The 21,503-nt window shown below is 74.4% G+C and carries 12 protein-coding genes; 8 read left to right on the top strand and 4 right to left on the bottom strand.

The annotated features are described in order from the left end of the window. Positions 1-566: 566 nt before the first annotated feature. From LN042_RS12490 to LN042_RS12465, 6 genes are read left to right on the top strand one after another with little or no spacing between them, the layout of a single operon-like run. Positions 567-7,583 carry a type I polyketide synthase gene (locus LN042_RS12490; RefSeq protein ID WP_230051220.1) on the top strand — a complete coding sequence of 2,339 codons (7,017 nt, stop codon included), beginning with the start codon at positions 567-569 and terminating at the stop codon, positions 7,581-7,583. 49 nt (positions 7,584-7,632) lie between these two features. Then, the gene (locus LN042_RS12485; RefSeq protein WP_230051270.1) at positions 7,633-12,258 is read left to right on the top strand and encodes a type I polyketide synthase; all 4,626 of its coding nucleotides are present in this window, start codon (positions 7,633-7,635) and stop codon (positions 12,256-12,258) included. A 17-nt stretch (positions 12,259-12,275) separates the two neighbouring features. Then, the gene (locus LN042_RS12480) at positions 12,276-12,587 is read left to right on the top strand and encodes an acyl carrier protein (protein WP_230051269.1); all 312 of its coding nucleotides are present in this window, start codon (positions 12,276-12,278) and stop codon (positions 12,585-12,587) included. Positions 12,588-12,590: 3 nt separating this feature from the next. Next, positions 12,591-13,424 (top strand): alpha/beta fold hydrolase, encoded by an 834-nt coding sequence (locus LN042_RS12475; protein WP_230051219.1) that lies wholly within the window; start codon positions 12,591-12,593, stop codon positions 13,422-13,424. Beyond that, entirely contained in the window at positions 13,421-14,602 is a 1,182-nt protein-coding gene (locus LN042_RS12470) for a glycosyltransferase (protein WP_230051218.1), read from the top strand. The genes LN042_RS12475 and LN042_RS12470 overlap by 4 nt, the downstream gene beginning before the upstream one ends. Further along, a complete protein-coding gene (locus tag LN042_RS12465) occupies positions 14,599-15,660 on the top strand; it encodes a class I SAM-dependent methyltransferase (RefSeq protein ID WP_230051217.1) in 1,062 nt (353 codons plus the stop codon). The genes LN042_RS12470 and LN042_RS12465 overlap by 4 nt, the downstream gene beginning before the upstream one ends. A gap of 123 nt (positions 15,661-15,783) precedes the next feature. Here the strand turns inward: LN042_RS12465 and LN042_RS12460 are convergent, their stop codons facing one another. Then, a complete protein-coding gene (locus LN042_RS12460; RefSeq protein ID WP_230051216.1) occupies positions 15,784-16,260 on the bottom strand; it encodes a cupin domain-containing protein in 477 nt (158 codons plus the stop codon). A 14-nt stretch (positions 16,261-16,274) separates the two neighbouring features. Between LN042_RS12460 and LN042_RS12455 the strand changes: the two genes are divergently transcribed. Beyond that, positions 16,275-16,904: a condensation domain-containing protein gene (locus tag LN042_RS12455; RefSeq protein WP_230051215.1), complete on the top strand. Its 630-nt coding sequence runs from the start codon at positions 16,275-16,277 to the stop codon at positions 16,902-16,904. A 2-nt stretch (positions 16,905-16,906) separates the two neighbouring features. On the opposite strand, the gene LN042_RS12450 is transcribed toward LN042_RS12455, so the two are convergent. Beyond that, the gene (locus LN042_RS12450) at positions 16,907-18,250 is read right to left on the bottom strand and encodes a tetratricopeptide repeat protein (protein WP_230051214.1); all 1,344 of its coding nucleotides are present in this window, start codon (positions 18,248-18,250) and stop codon (positions 16,907-16,909) included. Positions 18,251-18,415: 165 nt separating this feature from the next. Here LN042_RS12450 and LN042_RS12445 point away from each other — a divergent pair, with 165 nt between their 5' ends. Further along, the gene (locus LN042_RS12445) at positions 18,416-19,270 is read left to right on the top strand and encodes a neprosin family prolyl endopeptidase (RefSeq protein WP_230051213.1); all 855 of its coding nucleotides are present in this window, start codon (positions 18,416-18,418) and stop codon (positions 19,268-19,270) included. Positions 19,271-19,804: 534 nt separating this feature from the next. Here LN042_RS12445 and LN042_RS12440 read toward each other — a convergent pair. Together LN042_RS12440 and LN042_RS12435 are read right to left on the bottom strand one after the other, a co-directional pair. After that, entirely contained in the window at positions 19,805-20,686 is an 882-nt protein-coding gene (locus LN042_RS12440; protein ID WP_308191798.1) for an SAM-dependent methyltransferase, read from the bottom strand. Between the two features lie 146 nt (positions 20,687-20,832). Next, the gene (locus tag LN042_RS12435) at positions 20,833-21,474 is read right to left on the bottom strand and encodes a hypothetical protein (RefSeq protein WP_230051212.1); all 642 of its coding nucleotides are present in this window, start codon (positions 21,472-21,474) and stop codon (positions 20,833-20,835) included. Between the last annotated feature and the right edge of the window lie 29 nt (positions 21,475-21,503).

The raw sequence follows: 21,503 nt of genomic DNA, 5'->3' as shown, positions 1-21,503 counted from the left end.
TTGAGCTGACGTTTGCTCAGGCCGCCCCCGCACCTCGCCGGCTCTGCCACAGTGCCGGGGCGGCCGAACGCTCGCCGGGCGCGCCGGCACGTCGGCACGTCGGCATGTCGGCGCGTCGGCGCGTCGGCGCGTCGGCGTTCGACCGGTGCACTGGCGGGGCTGCGTGTCGGCGTTCGACCGGTGCGCCGGTGCCGGACGGCGCGGGCCTGCGGATCCGCCCTGGCCTGGCCCGGATCCCGGCAGCCCGTCTCGGGACAATGTGCAAGAACCTGCGAGGACTTGCGAAGCTCCGATCCTCCGCCGTTCATCTGCCCAGGCGGCCCAAGGGTTCTGACTGGACGTCAGTCCACATGTGAGCAGCAGGTGTCTCCGCACGTGCCATTGACATGTCCGTGCAACCCTGGCTTAACCTGGCTGGCGCTACCAGTGGGTAGCGTCGGATTCGAACCGGGGATCGGATTCCGCGAGCACCCTCCGCGCGATCTGTGAGGGTTTCTTGCCGTGCCCGTATCCGGGAGTCGCACCTGCCCCCAACTGCGCCGTGACTCAGCATCGGAGAGAGCTTGATGAGGCCGACGAGGCCCGCGTTGACGCTGCCCGACGTCGTCGTCGGGATCACCCCGTTCCATGAACCCGACGCCGGGCTGGCCGAGGCCGTGTGCCGCGCAGGCGGCCTCGGTGTGCTCGACCTCGGCCGGGGCGACCGCCGGGCCAGGGAGGAGCTCGCCGCCCTGCGGGAACGCGCTCCCGGGCGGTTCGGGATCCGGATCGGGTCGCAATGCCGGCTCACCCCCGCGGAGTTGCGCGACGGCAACCGCGGCGACCAGCCTGAGGTCCTGGTGCTGCCCGTCGGGCTGCCCGACTGGGAGCTCGCCGAACTCGCCACCGACCACCGGCTGCTGGTGGAGGTGACCGACCTGGCACAGGCACTGGCGGCCGCTCGCGCGGGCGCCGCCGGGCTGATCGCGCGCGGTTGCGAAAGCGGTGGCAGAGTCGGCGAGTTGAGCACCTTCGTGCTGCTCCAGGAGCTGCTGGCCGCGCCGTTGCTCGGGCTACCGGTGTGGGCCTGCGGTGGCATCGGCACCTACACCGCTGCGGCGGCCGTGGCCGGTGGCGCGGCGGGCGTGGTGCTGGACAGCCAACTCGCGCTGCTGGCCGAGTCGGCTGCGCCCGATGAGGCGGCGGCCGCCCTTCGCGGCATGGACGGTTCGGAGACCGTCCTGGTCGACGGGGTCCGGATGCTGCGCCGTGGCGCGATGGAGTGGATGGTCGGCCAGGACGGCTTCCTGGCCGCGCGGTTCGCCGAGCGGTACGGCACGGTGGAGCGGGCGGTGCGCGGGGTGCGGGAGGCGGTCACCGGAGTGCTGCGTGCGCTCGCCGAACCCGGCGCTTCCGATGCGCTGTTGGGGTCACAGTCGCCGCTCAGCCGGGCGCTCGGCACGCGGCTGCCGGTGGCCCAGGGGCCGATGACCAGGGTGAGTGACGAACCCGGGTTCGCGGCCGCGGTGGCCAAGGCCGGGGCGCTGCCGTTCGTGGCGCTGGCGTTGGCCGGCCCGGAGCAGACCCGTGATCTGCTCGCCCGGACCGCCGCCGAGATCGGCGGTCTCCCGTGGGGTGTCGGTGTGCTGGGTTTCGCGCCGGAGGAGGTGCGCAGCGCCCAGCTGGCCGAGGTGCTGGCCGCACGGCCCAGCCATGCGGTGATCGCGGGTGGCCGCCCGTCGCAGGCCCGGGTGTTGGAGCAGGCCGGGATACGAACCTTCCTGCACGTCCCCTCCCCCGGGTTGCTGCGCCAGTTCCTGGAGGACGGCGCGCGCCGGTTCGTCTTCGAGGGGTCGGAGTGCGGCGGTCATGTCGGGCCGCGGTACGGCTTCCCGCTCTGGGAGGCGCAACTGGCCGTACTGGCCGACTTCCTGGCAGCGGCGAGGGAACCGCAGTCGATCGAGGTGCTCTTCGCGGGCGGGGTGCATGACGAGCGCTCGGCGGCCATGGTGGCGGCGCTCGCCGCGCCGCTGGCCGAACACGGAGTGGCGGCCGGGCTGCTGATGGGCACCGCGTACCTGTTCACCGAGGAGGCGGTGGCGTACGGGGCGGTGCGGCCGGTGTTCCAGCGCCAGGTCTGCGAGGCCCGGGGCACCGAGCTGCTGCAGACCGCTCCCGGGCATGCCACCCGGTGCGTGCCGAGCCCGTTCACCGAGGAGTTCGCCCGCCGGAGCGCTCGGTTGCGTGAGCAGGGCGTGCCGGACCGCGAGGCTTGGGAGCAGTTGGAGCGGCTGAACGTCGGCCGGCTGCGGATCGCCAGCAAGGGCCTGGACCGGGTCGACGGTGAACTGGCGCCGGTGGATGAGCCCGGGCAGCTGGCGCAAGGGATGTTCATGGCCGGGCAGGTGGCCGTGCTGCGGTCGGAGACCACCACGCTGGCCGAGCTGCACACCGCCGTCAGCAACGGTGCGGCCGCTCACCTGTCCGACCGGGCGCGGCGGTTGGCGATGGCCGAAGCCAAGGGCGAGGAGCCGGCCCCGGAGCCGCTGGAGATCGCTGTGATCGGCATGGCGGGCATGTTCCCGCAGGCGCCGGACCTGCCCGCGTTCTGGGCCAACATCCTGGCAGGGGTGGACGCGATCACCGAAGTGCCGACCGAGCGGTGGGACCCTGCGCTCTACCACTCGGCGGACGGCGGGCCCGGCACCACCCCGTCCAAATGGGGCGGATTCCTGCCGCGCATCCCGTTCGACCCGCTCGCCTACGGCATCCCGCCGGCCGCGCTGGGCAGCATCGAGCCGGTGCAGTTGCTCGCACTGGAGGCGGCCCGGCGGGCGCTGGCGGACGCCGGGTACGACGGCGGCGACGGCGCCGGTGGGCGGCCGTTCGACCGGGCCCGCACCAGCGTGCTGTTCGGGGCCGAGGCGGGCAGCGACCTGTCGAACGCGGGTGTGCTGGGCGCGGTGCTTCCCGGGTACCTGGGCGGTGCCGTGCCGCCCGCGATCGCGGAGCAGTTGCCCGAGCTCACCGAGGACTCCTTCCCCGGCATGCTGGCCAATGTGATCTCCGGCCGGATCGCCAACCGGCTCGACCTCGGCGGCGGCAACTTCACCGTGGACGCGGCCTGCGCCTCCTCGCTCGCCGCACTGGACGTGGCCTGCAAGGAACTGGTCGCCGGAACCGCCGACCTGGCGCTGTGCGGCGGCGCCGACCTGCACAACGGCATCAACGACTACCTGCTCTTCGCCTCGGTGCACGCCCTCTCACCGACCGGGCGGTCCCGGCCGTTCGACGCCTCCGCCGACGGCATCGCCCTCGGTGAGGGGGTGGGCTGCCTGGTGCTCAAGCGCCTGGCCGACGCGCAGCGGGACGGCGACCGGGTGTACGCGGTGATCCAGGGCATCGGCAGTGCGAGCGACGGCCGTTCACTGGGCCTGACCGCACCGCGCCCCGAGGGTCAGCGCGCCGCGCTGGAGCGCGCCTACCGCCAGGCCGGGATCGGGCCGGCCGAGGTCGGGCTGGTGGAGGCGCACGGGACCGGGACGGTGGTCGGCGACCGTACCGAACTGGCCACCCTGACCGAGGTGTTCACCGAGGCGGGAGCAGCGCCGGGCAGTTGTGCGCTGGGTTCGGTGAAGTCGCAGATCGGGCACACCAAGTGCGCGGCCGGCGTGGCCGGCCTGATCAAGGCCGCGCTGGCGCTGCACACCGGCGTCAAGCCGCCCACCCTGCACCTGAGCCGGCCGAACCCGGCGTGGCAGGCGGACCGGAGCCCGTTCGGGTTCCACACCGAGGCGCGGCCATGGGCTGGGCCGGCGGACCGGCGGGTGGCCGGGGTCAGCGCGTTCGGCTTCGGCGGCACCAACTTCCACGCGGTGCTGCGGGGCCACCAGGGCCCGACGCCGACCCATGGCCTGCAGGAGTGGCCGGCCGAGCTCTTCCTTTTCCGGGGGGCCGACCAGGCGCGTGCCCTCCGCGCGGTGACCGAGGTGCTGCGGCTGGCCGAGGCGCCGGGCGCGCCGCCGCGTCTGCGTGACTTGGCGCTGGCCGCCGCCCGGCTGGCTGAGTCGGGGCACGGACCGGTGCGGGTGGCGGTGGTGGCCGGCGGGGTCGAGGAGTTGTGCGGGCTGCTGCGGCGGGCGGCGGCCGGTGAGAGCGACCCGGCGGCGGGGCTGCATGTGGCCGGTGAGGGCGACCCGGCGGCGCGGCTGCACGTGGCCGGTGAGGAGGCGGCCGAACGGGACGCTCCGGGGTGGGCGGCACGAGACACCTCGGCGCCGGACGTCCAGGCACGGGCCACCTCGGGGCAGGTGGCTCACGGCCGGGACACCTCGGGGCAGGTGGCTCACGGCCGGGACACCGCCGGGCAGGACGCTCACGGCCGGAGCACCGCCGGGCAGGTGGCCTTCCTCTTTCCCGGTCAGGGCAGTCAACGGCCAGGGATGTTCGCCGAATTGTTCGCCGCCTTCCCCGGCCTGCAGCGCTACCTGGGACACGGCGAGGAGTACGCGGAGGTGCTCTACCCGCCGGCGGCGTTCACCGCCGAGGCCCGGGAGCGGCAGCGCGCCGCGCTCACCGACACCCGGGTGGCGCAACCGGTGCTGGGCATGACGGGCCTCGCGGCGCACGAGTTGCTCGCGCTCGCCGGGGTCCGGCCCGACCTGGCCGGCGGGCACAGCTACGGGGAGTTGGTCGCGCTCTGCGCCGCCGGGGCGCTGGCCGCGCAGGACCTGCCCGCGCTCAGCGCGGAGCGGGCGCGGGCCATCCTGGACGCGGTGGGCGCCGGAGCCGACCCCGGCGCGATGGCGGCGGTCACGGCCGGGGCCGAGCAGGTCCAACGCGTCCTCACGGCGGGCGGGCTGGCGGGCCGGGTGGTGACCGCCAACCGCAACTCGCCCAGCCAGACGGTGATCTCCGGGCCGACGGCCGAGCTGGACACGGCGATGGAGCTGCTGCGCGGGGCCGGGTGCTCGGTGAAGCGGTTGCCGGTGGCCTGCGCGTTCCACAGCCCGCTGGTGGCCGGCGCGGGTGAGCGGTTCGCCGGCTCGCTGGCCGAACGGGTGGTGCGGGCGCCGGAGTTCCCGGTCTACGGGAACCGTGCCGCGAGCCCGTACCCAGCGGATCCGGCAGGAGTCCGGGCGGAGTTGGCAGCGCAGATCGGTGCCGAGGTGCGGTTCGCCGACCAGGTGGAGGCGATGTACGCGGCCGGTGCCCGCACCTTCGTGGAGGCCGGACCCGGCTCGGTGCTGACCCGGCTGGTGACGGCGGTGCTGGGTGACCGGCCGCACCGCGCGATCTCCCTCGAGGCGCGGCGCAAGGGCCTGCCCGGGTTCCTGGACGCGCTGGCCGAACTGGCCGTCGCCGGCGTTCCCGTGCGCACCGGCCGCTTGCTGCGCGGCCGCGGTGTGGTGGACCCCGGGCGCGTGACGTCCGCACGCCGCCCCGGCTGGACGGTCGACGGGCAGCTGGTCCGCACCGCCGACGGCGACTTCCTCCCCGGTGCGCTGGCACCGGCCCGACCCGTACCGGAGGCCCTGATGGCACCGCAGCAGGCGAGCGAGAGACCGTCCGCCGGCGATGAGCTGATCGCGGATTTCCTGCGCAGCAGCCGGGAGTTGATCCAAGCGCAGCGGGACGTGCTGCTGGCCTACTTCGGCGGGGCACGGCCGGTGCCCGCGGTGGCGCCCGTTGCGCTGCCGGCTCCGGTCGTCGTCCCGCCGGCCGCCGCCCCGGCAGTGGCCGCTGCCCCGGGGGTGGCCACTGCCCCGGCAGCCGCCGCCGGCCCGGGGGTGGCCGCCGGCCTGCCTCCGGTCTCGGGGGCCGTGGACCTGCTCGCCGCCGTGGTCGAGGTGATCAGCGAACGCACCGGCTACCCGGCCGACATGATCGAACCCGACCTCGACCTCGAAGCCGACCTCAGCATCGACTCCATCAAACGCACCGAGATCATCGGCCAACTCGCCAAACGCCTCACCAACGACACCGAACTCAGCACCCTCACCGACGACGAGCTCGAAGAACTCTCCCGCGCCCGCACCGCAGCCGCCATCACCAGCTGGCTCACCACCCGCACCGCCCGACCCACCACACCCGTCGCCACGGCGGAGGAGTCGCCCGTGCCCGCCGTCGCCGGCCACGAGCCCGTCCGCCTGCTGTTCCAACCGGTGCCGCTCGCCGATCCGGATCTCGCGACCGCTCCGCTGGCAGGGCGGCGGATCGCACTGCTGGGCACCGGACCGGACGGCGTGGCGCAGGCGCTCGCGGCCCGCCTGGTCGCCGCCGGTGCGCAGCCGCTGCTGCTGGACGGCGATCACCTGTTGTCGGCCGCGGACGGCGCGGTCGACGGGGTGGTGCTCCTGGACCCGCTCAGCGAGCACGGCGCCCCCGTGCTGCCCGGTTCGGTGCCCGTCCTGCAGGCCGCGTTGGCCCGTGCTCCGCGCCGACTGCTCGCCGCCCGCGCCGCCGGGGTGCGCGATCACGCTCGGGCGGACGGCTTGCGCGGCCTGTTCCGCACGCTGGCCCGCGAGTACCCCGAGCTCACCGCCGGCCTCGTCGAGCTCGACCCGGCAGCGGAGCCCGGGGCGATGGCCCAGGCCCTGGTCGGCGAGCTGCTCGCCCCCGACCACGAGCCGGTCGTGCTGCACACCCCGGCCGGCCGCCAGGCCCTCACCCTGGTCCCGGCACCGCTCGGCCTGCTGGGCAGCACCGGCGCCGGGCCGGCCGGTGACGGCGTGTCGGAGGCCGCCGCACTGGGCCTGGACGGCGAGGCCGTGGTACTGCTCGTCGGTGGCGCCCGCGGGATCACCGCGCGGTTCGCGGCCACCCTCGCCGCGGCGGCGCGCTGCCGACTGGAGCTGCTCGGCCGCACCGCGCTGCCGGAGGGCCCTGAGGACCCGGCGACGGCGGCCGCGCCGGACCGCACGGCGCTGCGGGCCGCACTGGCTCGCCAAGGTGTGCCGCTGCCCGAGGTGGAGCGGACCGCCGCCCGGCTGCTGGCCGGCCGCGAGGTCACCGCGACCCTGGGCGAGTTGGCTTCGCTCGGCGCGCAGGCCCGCTACCAGGCCGTGGACGCCGCCGATCCGGCCGCGTTGCGCCAGGCGATCAAGGAGGTCTACGCGGCGCACGGCCGACTCGACGGCGTGGTCTACGCGGCGGGCGTGATCGAGGACAAGGTACTGGCCGAGAAGGATCCGCAGTCCTTCCGGCGAGTGTTCGCCACCAAGGCCGAGGGGGCCCGGACCCTGCTCGACGCGCTGTCCGAACTCCCGGGTGCCGGGCCGCGGTTCACCGTGCTGTTCGGCAGCATCGCAGCCGCGCTCGGCAATCGCGGCCAGGCCGACTACGCGGCCGCCAACGACGCGCTGGAGGAGCTGGGCGTCCGCTGGGCGGCGCGCACCGGACGGCGGGCGCTCACCGTGCACTGGGGGCCGTGGGCACCTGCCGGTGCGCACGGCGGAATGGTCTCGCCGGAGCTGGCGCGCGACTACCAGCGGCGCGGGGTGCGGCTGATCGACCCGGTGGCGGGCACCCTGGCGCTGCTGCGGGAGCTGGCCTGGGGCGAGGAGTCGGTGCGGTCCGTGGTCTACACGGCATCGGGTTGGTGACTCGGTGACTTCTGCTACGGACCACCGACCCGCCGTGGCCGTGGTCGGCATGGCGGTGCTGTTCCCGGGTGCGCCGGATCTGCCCGCCTACTGGCACAACCTGGTCGGCGGGGTGGACGCGATCACCGAAGTCCCGGCCGGACGCTGGGATCCGGAGTACTACGACCCCATGGGCACCTCCGCGCCCGATCGCCTGTACTGCCGGCGCGGCGGCTTCGTGGACGGCTTGGCCGAGGTGCAACCGACCAGGTTCGGGCTGATGCCGAGTTCGCTGCCCGGCACCGAGCCGGACCAGCTGATCGCGCTCCAAGTGGCCGCGGCGGCCCTCATGGATGCCGGCGGCCCGGACCGGTTGCCCGATCGCGACCGGGTCGGTGTGGTGCTCGGTCGTGGCGGCTACCTGACCCCCGGCCTGGTCCGGCTCGATCAACGGGTGCGCAGCGCACGCCAGTTGGTCCGCACGTTGGGCGAATTGCTGCCCGATCTGACGGCTGATCAACTAGGGCGGGTGCACCAGGCGTTCGTCGACCGGCTCGGTCCGGACCGCCCGGAGTCGGCGATCGGGCTGGTGCCCAACTTGGCCGCCTCCCGGGTGGCCAACCGGCTGGACCTGCGCGGCCCGGCCTACACCGTCGACGCCGCCTGCGCCTCCTCACTGGTCGCCGTCGACCAGGCGGTGGGCGAACTGGCCACCGGGCGCTGCGACGTGGTGCTGGCCGGCGGGGTGCACCACTGCCACGACGTGACGTTGTGGAGCGTCTTCGCCCAGCTGCGGGCGCTGTCACCGAGCGAGCGGATCCGCCCGTTCCACCGGGACGCGGACGGGATCCTGATCGGTGAGGGCACGGGTGTGGTGGTACTCAAGCGGCTGGCCGACGCCGAGCGGGACGGGGACCGGGTGTACGCCGTGATCCGGGGCACCGGCGTGGCCGGCGACGGTCGCACGGCCGGTCTGGCCAACCCCGATCCGGGCGGCCAGGCCCGCGCGGTGCGGGCGGCCTGGCGGGCGGCCGGGCTGGACCCGAGGGCGCCCGGCTCAGTCGGGCTGCTGGAGGCCCACGGCACCGCCACCCCGGCTGGTGACGCGGCCGAACTCGCCACCCTGGCGGAGGTGTTCGGACCAGCCGTGGGGGGTGCCGAGCGGGCCGTGCTGGGCTCGGTGAAGTCGATGATCGGGCACACCATGCCGGCCGCCGGCGTGGCGGGCCTGGTCAAGGCTGCGCTGGCCGTGCACCACGGCGTGCTGCTGCCCACGCTGCACTGCGACGAACCGCACCCGGCGCTCGCCGGCACCCGGTTCCGCACCATCGGCGCGGCGAGCCCCTGGGAGACGCCGCCGGGGGTGCCGCGCCGGGCGGCGGTCAACGCCTTCGGGTTCGGCGGGATCAACGCGCACGTGGTGCTTGAGCAGGCGCCGAACGCGCACATGGTGGTTGAGCAGACGCCGAACGCGCACGTGCGCCGGCACGCCGTGACCGTGGGCGAGCCGGAGCGGGTGCTGCGGTTGGCCGCCGAGACCCCCGAGCAGTTGGCCCGATTGCTGACGGGTGACGATGCGGCGGTACTGGCCGCAGGGGTTCCGCAGGACGGCGCCGCGCCGCGCTGCAGGCTGGCGGTCGCCGACCCGACCGCCAAGCGCTTGGCGCTGGCTCGCCGGGCCGTCGCCCGCGGCCGGGCCTGGCGTGGGCGGGGCGACGTGTGGTTCGCCCCGCGTCCGCTGCTCGGTGGTGCGACCGGCGGCCGACTGGCCTTCCTCTTCCCCGGCCTGGAAGGTGAGTTCACCCCTCGGGTGGACGAGGTCGCCGACCACTTCGGCCTGGCCCGGCCGGTCGGCGGGGCCCGGGGCGCCGCGGTGGCGGACGTCGGTCGGCACGGCGTCGGCGTGGTCGCGGTGGGGCGGCTGCTGGACACGGTGCTGCGCCGGATCGGCGTGCGACCGGACGCGGTGGCCGGTCACAGCGTGGGCGAGTGGACCGCGATGATCGCCGGCGGGCTGTACGCCGGGGCCGCAGTGGACGCCTTCCTCGCGGCCTTCGACCCGGACTCGCTGCAGGTGCCGGGGCTGGCCTTCGCCGCGCTCGGCGCGTCCGCCGAGCGGGTGCGGCAGGTGTTGGCCACCGTCGAGGGCATGGCCGAGGTGGTGCTGTCGCACGACAACGCGCCGCAGCAGTCGATCGTCTGCGGACCCGAGCAGCCGGTCACCGAGCTGGTCCACTGGTTCCGCGCCAAGGGGGTGCTCGGTCAGCTGCTGCCGTTCCGGTCCGGCTTCCACACCCCCATGCTGGCACCGTACTTGGCGCCGATCCGGGCGGCGGCCGAGCGGTTCGAGCTGCACCGGCCGAGCGTGCCGGTCTGGTCGGGCACCACCGCCGCGCCGTTCCCGGACACCGAGGCCGACGTGCGCGCGCTCTTCCTGCGCCACCTGCTGGAGCCGGTGCGGTTCCGCCCGCTGGTCGAGGCCATGTACGGGGCCGGGTTCCGGGCGTTCGTCCAGATGGGCCCCGGGCAGCTGGGCTCGCTGGTGGACGACACCCTCGGGGACCGCGAGCACCTGGTGGTCGCCGCCAACTCCGCGCAGCGCGACGGACTGGCGCAGCTGCGCCGACTTGCGGCGGCGCTCTGGGTCGACGGCGCCGAGCCGGACACGACGGCGCTGGACCGGCGGCCGACGGCGGAGCCGTCCGGGCGGGCCCATCCGGCGGTGCGGCTGGACCTGGGCGGCGCCCTGGTGTCACTCGATCCGCCCGCTCTCGGCCGGCTGCGCGCCGAGTTGGCGCCGCGTCAGCCGGAGTCCCCGCTGGCCGGCTTCCCGATCGCCGCCGAACTCGACGCGCTGCTGAGGGAAACCGAACGCACGGCGGCCGAACTGATCCGCGCGGGGCAGGCACCCGCGCCGCCTGCCATGCCCGTGGCCACCGAACGCACGACGGCCGAACTGCTCCGCGCGGGGCGGACACCCGCGTCACCCGCCGCGCCCGCGGCCAGCGAAAGCACGGCGGCCAAAACGATCCGCGCGGGGCGGACACCCGCGCCGCCTGCCGCACCCGCGGCCAGCGAAAGCACGGCGGCCAAAACGATCCGCGCGGGGCGGACACCCGCGCCGACTGCGACGCCCGTGGTCACCACGCTGGTGGTCTCCACCACGGCCATGCCCTACCTGCTCGACCACTGCTTCTTCCGGCAGCGCCCGGGCTGGCCCGACCTGGTCGACCGCTGGCCCGTGGTCCCCGCCACCACCATCGTGCAGCACCTGATGGACGCCGCCGAGCGCGTGCAGCCGGGCCGGTTTGCGGCCCGGCTGCTGGATCTGCGGTTCGAGCAGTGGGTCCCGGCCGCGTCCCCGCTCGAGGTGCCGATCACGCTGCGCCCGATCGGCCCGGCGCAACTGGCCGCCGATTTCGGCGGGTTCGCGCGCGGCACCGTCGAGCTGGCGGAGCGCCGTGGTAAGCTGCCCGCACCGTGGCCGGTGGCTGACGCCACCGAGCGGACTCCCGAGTTGACCGCCGCCGGGCTCTACCAGGAACGGTGGATGTTCCACGGCCCCGCCTTCCAGGGCCTGACCGAGCTCACCGCGCTCGGCGAGCGGCAGGTGCGCGGCGTGATCACCGCGCCGGCCGCTCCCGGCGCGCTGCTGGACAACGTCGGCCAGTTGCTGGGCTACTGGATCATGGCGACGCGCACCGATCGAACCGTGGTCTTCCCGGTCGGCATGCGGCAGCTCGCCTTCTTCGGCCCGCCACCGCCACCCGGCACCCGGCTGCACTGCCACATCCGGATCACCGCACTCACCGACACGGTGCTGGAGGCGGACGTCCAGCTGCGGATCGGCGACCGGGTCTGGGCCGAGGTGAGCGGCTGGCAGGACCGCCGCTTCGACAGCCACCCCGACACCCGGCCGGTGGAGCGGTTCGTCGACCGCAACACCCTCTCCAGCCCGCGCCCGGGCGGCTGGGTGCTGGTGCACGAACGCTGGCCCGATCTGGCCTCGCGCGACCTGATCATGCGCAACCACCTGGGCGCCGCCGAACGCGCCCGCTACGAGCAGCAGCCGCCGCGTGGCCGGCGGGCCTGGCTGCTGGGCCGGATCGCGGTCAAGGACGCCGTCCGCCGGCTGCTCTGGGCGCAGGGCGAGGGCCCGGTGTTCCCGGCCGAGATCGCAGTCGTCAACTCCCCGGCGGGGCAGCCGCAGGTGGTCGGTGTGCACGGGCGGGCGCTCCCACCGCTGGCGGTCTCGCTGGCGCACCGGGGCGAGGCGGCCGTGGCCCTGGTCCGCCCGGCCGGGGCCGGCCCGGTCGGCATTGACCTGGAGGAAGTCACCGAGCGCACACCGGAGTTGTCGAAGGTGGCGTTGGGCGAATCCGAATCGCGACTGCTGACCGAACGCCAACTCGACTCGGAGGATTCCGCGGAGCTCTGGTTCACCCGGTTCTGGGCTGCCAAGGAGGCCGTCGCCAAGGCCGAGGGCACCGGACTGCGGGGCCGCCCGCGCGACTTCGCCGTCATCGCCGCGGAACCCGCCGCCCTGCTGGTCGCGGCCCCCGGCCCGGACGGCCCACGCCGCTACACCGTGCACTGCGCCGAACTGCACAATCCGCCCGGCCTGCCGCCGCGCCACTACGTGGTGGCCTGGACCGGGACCGCCGCCCCCCTCGACGAAAGGACTCCCCGCACGTGACCGGCACTGCGCAGACCATGGACCGGCAACCTCCCGGCGAGCAGGAGGTGTTGGCCGAGATCACCAGGATGCTGGCCGCGGTCCTCGACGAGTACGGCCTGGACGAGTCCGAGGTCACCATGGACTCCCGGTTCACCGACGACCTCGAACTGGAGAGCATCGACCTGGTGACGCTGGCCGCGCAGCTCCAGGAGCGCTGGGGCGAGCGGATCAACTTCGCCGAGTTCCTGGCGGGCATGGAGCTCGACGAGATCATCGGCCTGACGGTGGGCCGGCTGGTCGAGTACGTGGTCGCGCGACTGCGGCCCGAAGCCGCCGAACGGAGCTGACCGGTGGCCGTGTTGGAGATCGACGGGCTGCCGTTCCACGTGCAGCGGCTCAGCCCGGCGGACGGCCGACCGCCGGCCGCCACCCTGGTGCTGGTGCACGGGCTGCTCACCGACAGCCTGGCCAGCTTCTACTTCACCATGGCGCCCGCGCTCGCCGCCGCGGGAGCCGAGGTGTTCATGTACGACCAGCGCGGCCACGGCCGCAGCGGACGCCCGCACACCGGTTACCGGTTGGAGCGCTTCGTCGCGGACCTGGCCGCCCTGCTGGACCACTCGTTCCCCGCCGGACCGGTCCACCTGGTGGGCAACTCGTTCGGCGGCACGGTGGCGTTCGGCCTCGCCGAGCAGCGCCCCGACCGGGTGGCGAGCATCCTGGCGATCGAGTCGGAGCCCGCCTCCCCGGCCTGGGCGGCCAAGCTGGACGGCATTCTGCGGCGCGCCGAGACCGAGTTGGTGAGGACCAGCACGCTGGCCTGGGTGGCCGCCGAGCGCGGCGCCCACACGGCCCGGCTGGCCCGCTCGGCCGGCCGGCTGCTGGCGGTCACCTCGCTGGCCCGGGACATCCCGGCGAGCCTGCTGCCCGGTGAGGAGCGGCTGGCCGCGATCGCCTGCCCCGTGCTCGCCGTCTACGGGACGGAGTCGGACCTGGTCGAGCAGGCGGCCTGGCTGGACGGGCTGCTGCCGCGCTGCCGCAGCGCCTTCGTCTCCGGCCAGGAGCACTCGGTGCTGGTGGAGGCCCCGGACGCGGTGCTGGAGCTCACCTTCGACTGGCTGCGCGAGCAGGGTGTGGTGCTGCGCGGTGCCGCCGCCTGCGATCTGCAGCGGAGCGCACGGTGAGCAGGTTCCTGTTCGTCGTCCCGCCGCTGGTCGGGCACGTGAATCCGGCTGTCGGGGTGGCGGCCGAGCTGGCAGCGCGCGGGCACCGGATCGCCTGGGCCGGGCTGCCGGAGGTGATCGGGCCGCTGGCCGGCCCGACGGCCGAGGTCTTCCGCTGCGCCGCCGGCCCGCAGGGGCAGGCGGCGGTGCGGCCGCCGGAGCTGCGGGGCCCGGGGGCGCTGAAGTTCCTCTGGGAGGGCTTCCTGGTTCCGCTGGCCGAGGCGATGGCGCCCGGGATCGAGACCGCCGTCCAGCGGTTCGCCCCCGACCTGCTGGTGGTCGATCAGCAGGCGCTCGCGGGCGCGCTGGTCGCCGAACGGCTCGGCTTGCCGTGGGTCACCTCGGCCACCACCTCCGCCGAGTTCACCGGTGCGCTGGACGGCATGCCGCTGGTGGCGGCCTGGATCCGCGACCGGCTGACCGAACTGCGCGACCGCCTCGGCGACCCGGGAGCCACCGGCGACCCGCGGTTCTCGCCGCACCAGGTGCTCGCCTTCACCACCCGGGAGCTGGCCGGCGATCCGGTCGCGGGGCCGGTCCGGTTCGTCGGGCCGTCGATCACGGCGCGGGCCGCCGGCGCGCCGTTCCCCTGGCCGTGGCTGGATCCGGCCCGGGCCACCGTGCTGGTCTCGCTGGGCACGGCCAACACCGACGCGGGCGCCGCGTTCCTGGCGGCCGCTCGGCAGGCGCTGCGGGACCGGGCGGACCGCGTGCAGGGCGTGCTGGTCGATCCGGGCGGGGTGCTCGGCGATCCTGCGCCGGACGGTGACGTGCTGGTGGCGCGCGCCGTGCCGCAGTTGGAGCTGCTGGCCCGCACCGCGCTGGTGGTCTGCCACGCCGGCCACAACACGGTCTGCGAGGCGCTCTGGCACGGGGTGCCGCTGGTGGTGGCGCCGATCCGGGACGACCAGCCGGTGGTGGCCGCCCAGGTGACCGCCGCCGGCGCCGGCCTGCGGGTGCGGTTCGGCCGCACCGACGCCGCGCGGCTCGGCCAGGCCCTGGACACGGTGCTCGGCGAGCCCGCCTACCGCACGGCGGCCCGCCGGATCGGCGACTCGTTCCGGGCGGCCGGCGGCTCGGCGGCGGCCGCCACCGAGCTCGAACGGCTCCTCATCCCAGCCCGGCAGGAGGCCCCATGACCAGCACCGAACCCCTGATCGCCGCCCTGCGCCCCCGCTACCAGGCCGAACTGGCCGACGGCACCGACCGGTTCTTCCACCCGCGGCGCACCGACTGCCCGTGGTGCGGCGCCACCCGGCTGCGGGTGCGGCTGCGCACCACCGACTTGCTCCAGCACAAGCCGGGCAGGTTCGTGCTGGAGCAGTGCCAGGAGTGCGAGCACGTCTTCCAGAACCCCCGGCTCAACGACACCGGCCTGGCGTTCTACTACCGCGACTTCTACGACGGCCTCGGCGAGCAGCGGCTGGCCGGCCTGTTCGGCACCCGGACGTCGGTCTACCGGGGCCGGGCCCGCAGCGTACTGCCGTTCATCGCCGAGCCGGGGCGCTGGTTGGACGTCGGCACCGGCCACGGCCACTTCTGCGCCACCGCACGGGAGTTGTTCAACGGCACCGAATTCGACGGCCTCGACCTCAGCGAGGGAGTCGAAGTGGCCGAGCGCGAGGGCAGGTTGGCCCACGGCTACCGCGGCTCGTTCCCCGAGCTGGCAGCGGGGCTGGCCGGGCGCTACGACGTGCTGAGCATGTTCCACTACCTGGAGCACAGCACCGACCCGGCCCGCGAACTGGCGGCCGCCCGGCAGGCGCTGCGCCCAGGCGGCCTGCTGCTGATCGAGGTGCCCGACCCGCGCAGCCGCTACGCCAGGCTGCTCGGCCGCTGGTGGCTGCCCTGGCTGCAACCGCAGCATCTGCACCTGGCGCCGCTGGCCAATCTGCGGGCCAGGCTCGGGGAGTTGGGCTTCACGGTGGTGCTGGAGCAGCACCGCGAGCCGCACGATCCGATCGACCTGCTGGCCGCCGGCTGGCTGGCGCTGGACGCACTGGCCCCGCGCGAGAACGCCCCCTGGCTGACCGGCAACCCGCCCGGCCGCGCACGCCGCCTGCTGCGCACCGCGGTCTTCCTGGCGGGCGCGCCGGCCCTGCTGGGCGCCGCGGTGCTGGACCGGCTGCTGGCGCGCGGCGCGGGGCGGTTCGGCTTCGCCAACGCGTACCGGCTGCTTGCCCGGAAGGAGCAGTAGCGGTCGGCCGGGTGGGTTCCCGTCCGGGTGGGAGTGGAGGCCGGCTCCCGTCCGGGTGGGTTCCCGTCCGGGTGGGAGTGGAAGGCTCGGCTCCGGCGCCTGCCGGAGTAGCGGCCCGCCGGGTCAGGACGGCGCGGGTGGGAGCACCGGTCCTTCGTCGGCGGTCGGCGGGGGCTGGATCGGCAGGTCGTAGGCGCGCCGGATGCTGGTGCCGCGCGCGCTCACGTCGGTGCCGTAGACGTGCAGTGAGACGACCTTGCCACTGGTGGCGTTGCGCACCAGGTGGAAGTCACCGGGCGGCGTCAGGTGGGTGACGCTCCCAGCCGGGACGTGTCCACCGCCTACGCCGCCCGGCTGGCCAAGTCGGCTCTCGGCTGGGAGGAACTGCCGGGCCAGTACGCCGACTACGCGCTCTGGCAGCGCGAGCTGCTCGGCGAGGAGAGCGACCCGCAGAGCGTGCTCTTCGAACAACTCGCCTACCGGCGGTCCACTTTGGTCGATCTGCCGGAGGAGCTGGCGCTGCCCGCCGTGCGCCCGCGCCCCGCGGTCGCCAGCCACCGCGGCGGCACCGTCGAGTTCACCGTGCCCGCCGAACTGCACCGCGGTGTGGTGGGTTGGCGCGGGCGGAGAACGGCACGGTGTTCATGGTGCTGCAGGCCGCGGTGGCCGTACTGCTCTCCCGCCTGGGCGCCGGCTTCGGCACCCCGATCGGCACCGCCGTCGCCGGCCGGATGGACGAGGCCCTGGAGGACCTGGTCGGCTTCTTCGTCAACACCCTGGTGCTGCGCACCGACCTGTCCGGCAACCCGACCTTCCGCCAGTTGCTCGGGCGGGTGCGCCAGGCGGGCCTCGGGGCGTTCGCCCACCAGGACGTTCCGTTCGAGCGCCTGGTCGAGGACTTGGCGCCGGCCCGTTCGATGGCCCGGCACCCGCTCTTCCAGGTGATGCTCTCGCTGCAGAACAACGCACAGCCGGTGCTGGAGCTGCCGGGGTTGACCGCCGCGCCGCTGGCCGGCGGGCAGGCACCGGCCAAGTTCGATCTGAACTTCATCTTCGGTGAGACGCCGGTCGGCATGTGGGGCAGCCTCACCTATGCGCTGGACCTGTTCGACGCCGAGACCGCCGAGCGGATCGGCGAGCGGGTACCGCGGCGACGTGGCCCGGTCCCGCGCCGGCCGAGCTCGGCACGCCCCCGGTGGGCCCGGATCACCATCCGGGCCCACCGGCCTTTGCCGGCCCCGTGACCTCAGAACGGCGGTGCGGCCGGGGCCGGGCCGAGGGTGGTGGTGCCCGGCGCGGCCTGGTGCCCCAGCCCGCTGCGGTAGGTGTCCAGCGCCTCCTCCAACCGCCCGGTGCGGCGCAGCAGGTCGCCGAGCAACCGGCACAGGTCGGCCAGGTCGGCCGCGGCGCCGGCATCGGCCAGCAGGTCGAGGGCGGCCCGGTAGTGGGCTTCGGCCCCGGCCGGGTCGTCGCGCTGCTCCGCGATCCGACCGAGCAGCCGGTGCGCCGCACCGGCGTGCACCGCACCGCGGCCCGGGTGCAGCGCGTCGAGCAGATCGGTGAGCAGCGCCGCGGCCTCATCCGGTCGGCCCGCGCGGCGCAGCACGTCGGCCAGTTCGACGTCGATCTGCTGGGTGTAGAGGGTGGCCTGACCGCGCGCCAGCAGCTCGCGGGCGAGCCCCAGTTCGCGCTCGGCGGCCGGCAGGTCGCCGTCCTGGGCCCGCAGGTAGCCGCGCATCCAGTGGCAGTGGGCGAGTTCGGTGCCGATCCGCAACTGCCGGTAGAGCTCCTCGGCCTTGGCCAGCGAGGCTTCCGCCTCGGACACCCGGCCCTCGGCCAGCAGGGTGCGGGCCACCCCGCGGTGCAACCGGGCCACCAGGGCCGGGTCGTCGACCCGGGGGGCCAGGGCCAGCGCGAGTTCGGCGGCCTGGGCGGCGCGGCGGTGCGCGCCGAGGTCCATGTAGGGGGCGATCACCGCGGAGTAGAGCAGCAGCAGGGCGTGCGGGTCGGCCAAGCCACCGGTGTTGAGCTGGTCGATCGTGCTCTCCAGCAGGTAGCAGCAGTAGCGCAGGTCGCCGGCCAGCAGGTGGGCGACCGCCCGGCCGCGCAGGGCCGGCACCCGTTGCGGCAGCGGCGCCTGCCGCAGCAGTTCCTCGCAGCGCTGGAAGGATTCGATGGCCCGGTCCAACTCCCCGAGGTCCAGGGCGCAGTCACCGAGCCCGAGCAGCGCGGCCGCCTGCTGCTCGGCCAGGCCGTGCCGCTCGGCCTCGGCGGCGAGCTCCCGGTAGTCCTCCGCGGCCCGGGCCGGCTCGCCGGCACAGAGCAGCTGGCGAGCCTCGGCCAGCCGCAGCCGCAGCTCGCCGGCCAGTTGCGGGGGCCGGCCGGTAGCCAGCAACTCGTAGCTCACCTCGAGCCGGTCGGCCAGGTAACGCAGCGCTGCTTCGGAGGGGCGCACCTTGCCGGCCTCCAGCGTGGAGATGTACGCGGCGGTGTAGTCCGGCGCGGCCAGGGCGCGCTGGGTCAGGCCGCGCTCGGTGCGCAGCCGGAGCACCCGGCGACCGATGGCCGGCGGATCGGTCGGCTCGTTCACTGGTGTCACATCCGTAGAGGTTGTTCCGCGGGACCTATTGCCGGACCGCGCCGGCGGCACTAGCTTAACCGCCGTTGTAACTCTGGCACTTAATCAGAATTACAGCGGTGCTTAATTCGCCGCTCCCCCAGCCGTGCCCCACTCATGCACCGGAACGGAACCCCCATGCGCATCCGCCAGGCCCTGATCAGCGGCGCCACCGCGCTCGCCGCCGCCCTCAGCGTGCTCGCCACCGCAGCCACGGCCCCCGCCGCGGCCGTCGGCTCCGCCGGCACGGCACGGACCGCCGCGCCCGCACCCGCCCCGCTCGGGCAACCGCCGCTGGTCAACGGCAGCGGCCCGGTCTGCTGGTTCGGCGCCTGCTACGACTACGTGTCCGGACGTCAGACCACCGACACCGCCGGCGCCACGGTCCGCATGCTGCAGGCAGCACCGGCGATCAAGCCCGGCGACACCGACTCGCACTCGCTGCAGGAACTGGCCCTGCAGTCCGCCGACCAGAAGTCCACCGTGGAGATCGGCTGGACCGTCGACCTCGGGCTCAACGGCGATCTGTTGCCGCACCTCTTCGTCTACCACTGGGTGGGCGGTGCGGAGAGCTGCTACAACGCCTGCGGCTTCGTCCAGGTCTCGCACACCGCCAAGGCCGGCATGGCGCTTCGGCCCGGCGCGGCCGCCAGGTTCTCGATCCAGAACCTGGCGGGCGACTGGTGGGTGTTCTACGACGAGCAAGCCGTCGGCTACTTCCCCGGCTCCCTCTGGAACGGCACCTACACGCGGGCCCAGGTGGTCACCGCCTTCGGCGAGGTGGCCCACGCCGCCGACAGCACCTGCGAGCAGATGGGCGACGGCCGCTTCGGCACCAGCGGCGGCTCCGGCTGGATATCCGACTACCACCTGCTCGGCGCCACCGACCGCTCCGACCTCTCGGTCACCGCCACCAGCCCCGCCCTCTACGACGCCGGCCGCGTCACCCCCACCTCGTTCCACCTCGGCGGCCCCGGCGCCGGACCCTGCTGACCGGCCTTCGCCCAGCCCCGCGCTCGCCCAGCAGGTCGCCTACCAGCATGTCCCCGGCCCCCGGCTCCGGCTGCACCGGCGCGCGATCGAGGTGCTCCAGGGCCGCGCTCCGGTCCCGCTGGTGCAGATCGCGCACCACACCCTCGCCTCCGGCGACCTGGCCGGCCGGCTGCTGCGGGCGCAGGAGGCCGCGTACCAGGCGATCGCGGTCCGCGACGGCGGCACGGCCGCGCGCCTGCTGCACCAAGTGCTCGACCGGTCGGAGTTGGAGGGCGAGGCGCGGTCCAGGGCGGCCCTGGCGCTGGCCGGGCTCGCCACCTTCAGCCTTGACTTCCGCACCCACGCCCGGCTGTTGTGCCGACTGCTCGACGACTGCCGGCTACCGGAGGAGGTCCGTGGTGAGATCCGGCTCGGCCTGGGCCTGGGACTGCTGAACGAGAACGCCGTCTCCGCCGGGTTCGAGGAGGTCGAACGGGCGGCAGAGGAGCTGGCGGCCCACCGCCCTGATGCCCGCGAGCATTCGGACTGGCTCGGCTACGGTTTGCGCGCGACAGCCCCGTGCATCTGTACGTGCTCGTCGGGCAGCGCGGCGGACTCCCCGTCCGGGTGCCAGCGGTGCACCAACTGCACCCCGGGGTCGAGGACTTCCAGCCCGGCGGAGGTGAGGAGCGCCGCCACCTCCGCCCGGTTGCGGGCCCGCTCCGGGATCCCGCGCGCGGCATAGACGGCCAGCCCCTCGGTGACCTCCTTCGGGTTGCTGTCCGCCGTGACGGTGGACAGCGCCAGGAGGCTCCCGGAGGCGAGGGGGGCCATCAGCTCCCGGATGATGGCCCGGGCGGCGTCCTCGTCGGTGACGAACTGCAGGATGGCGAAGAGACTGACCGCCACCGGCTGTTCCAGGTCGAGGATCTGACGCACCTGCGACGAGGCGACGATGGCCCGGGCGTCGTGCAGGTCCGCGTCGACGTAGCTGGTACGGCCCTCGGGTGTGCTGGTGAGCAGCGCCCGGGCATGCACGAGGACCAGCGGGTCGTTGTCCACGTACACCACGCGGGCGTCCGGGTGCACGGCCTGTGCGACCTGATGGAGGTTCGGCTCGGTGGGCAGGCCCGTTCCGAGGTCCAGGAACTGGCGGACGTCGTGCTCAGCGGCCAGGTGGTGGACCACACGCCGCATGAACTGCCGGTTGGCACGCATGGAGACGGGCAGGCTCGGCCACACTTCGGCGATCTCCGCCGCGGCCTCCCGGTCTGCCGGGAAGTTGTCCTTCCCGCCCAGGAAGAAGTCGTAGATGCGTGCGGAGTGCGCCACGTCCGAGCGCAGCGCCGGTATCGGCCGCCCGTCCGGCGCACCGGTACGCATCCAGTCCTCGCTGCCTGCCATCATCCACCCCTGGTCCGCCATCGCATCGATCACGCGCGCCACCCGCCTCACAGCACGCAGTACGCAGCACGCAGCACGCATCATGGCACGCCATGGCGTTCACCGCCCAGGAATCCTCCGCGACCGTGCAGGGTCCCCCCTCATGCTCGTGACGCGAGCCGGGGACACGGCCGGCTTGATCACGACGAGCAGCGTTCGGGAAGCGTGACCGCACCGGGCTCGTGCTCGAACGTGTCCATCACGAGCCACTCGTCCAGCTCGGGGTCGTAGAGGTTCTGGACGCCGAATTGCAGCACCTGCCAGAACGTACTCCGATCGTCCTGGTCTACGTAGATGTCGCCCAGTCCGAGGGGGAAGCGAGGGAAATTCCCCGGAGGAAGCTTCGGCTGGACGACGCCGACCCTCCAGTGGTTCACGTACCGGTTCGGGCTCCGCTGGAGGATCTCCCGCCCGACGAACCGTGCGCCCTGGAATGCCTGGTTCAACTGGTCGAGGTCGAAGCCCGGGATCCGCGAGCAGGGATGTTCGGTCAGACCGGGCCACTTGTAGGTCAGCGTGTAGAGCGTGCCGTGGTAGATCAGGTTGGTGAACCAGATCGGGTACTGCGGGCCGCCGGCGATCATCTGGCTGTCGCCGTTCCTCCCCTCCCACGTGAACGGGACCGTGACGCCCAGGTCCCGGACAACCCACTTCCCTTTCCCGCGGAAGTCCCGAGGGAGGTACGGGGGACGCGGCGTCGGCGAACCGGACCGTTGCGCCGCCACGGTCGCGGACGCCTGCTCACCGCCCGTCCGCGTTCCGGCATGGGCCGCCGGCAGCACCGTGCAGACGATGGCGATCGCTCCGGCGA

Source organism: Kitasatospora humi (assembly GCF_020907985.1).
In the GTDB taxonomy this organism is placed as follows: domain Bacteria; phylum Actinomycetota; class Actinomycetes; order Streptomycetales; family Streptomycetaceae; genus Kitasatospora; species Kitasatospora humi.
Note: the sequence above shows the minus strand (reverse complement) of the source record. Positions and strands in the feature narration are given on the sequence as shown.

Bases quoted from the DNA above. Each gene is read 5' to 3' on its own strand.
- LN042_RS12490 (WP_230051220.1), top strand. From the start codon at position 567: ATGAGGCCGACGAGGCCCGCGTTGACGCTGCCCGACGTCGTCGTCGGG.
- LN042_RS12485 (WP_230051270.1), top strand. From the start codon at position 7,633: ATGGCGGTGCTGTTCCCGGGTGCGCCGGATCTGCCCGCCTACTGGCAC.
- LN042_RS12480 (WP_230051269.1), top strand. From the start codon at position 12,276: ATGGACCGGCAACCTCCCGGCGAGCAGGAGGTGTTGGCCGAGATCACC.
- LN042_RS12465 (WP_230051217.1), top strand. From the start codon at position 14,599: ATGACCAGCACCGAACCCCTGATCGCCGCCCTGCGCCCCCGCTACCAG.
- LN042_RS12445 (WP_230051213.1), top strand. From the start codon at position 18,416: ATGCGCATCCGCCAGGCCCTGATCAGCGGCGCCACCGCGCTCGCCGCC.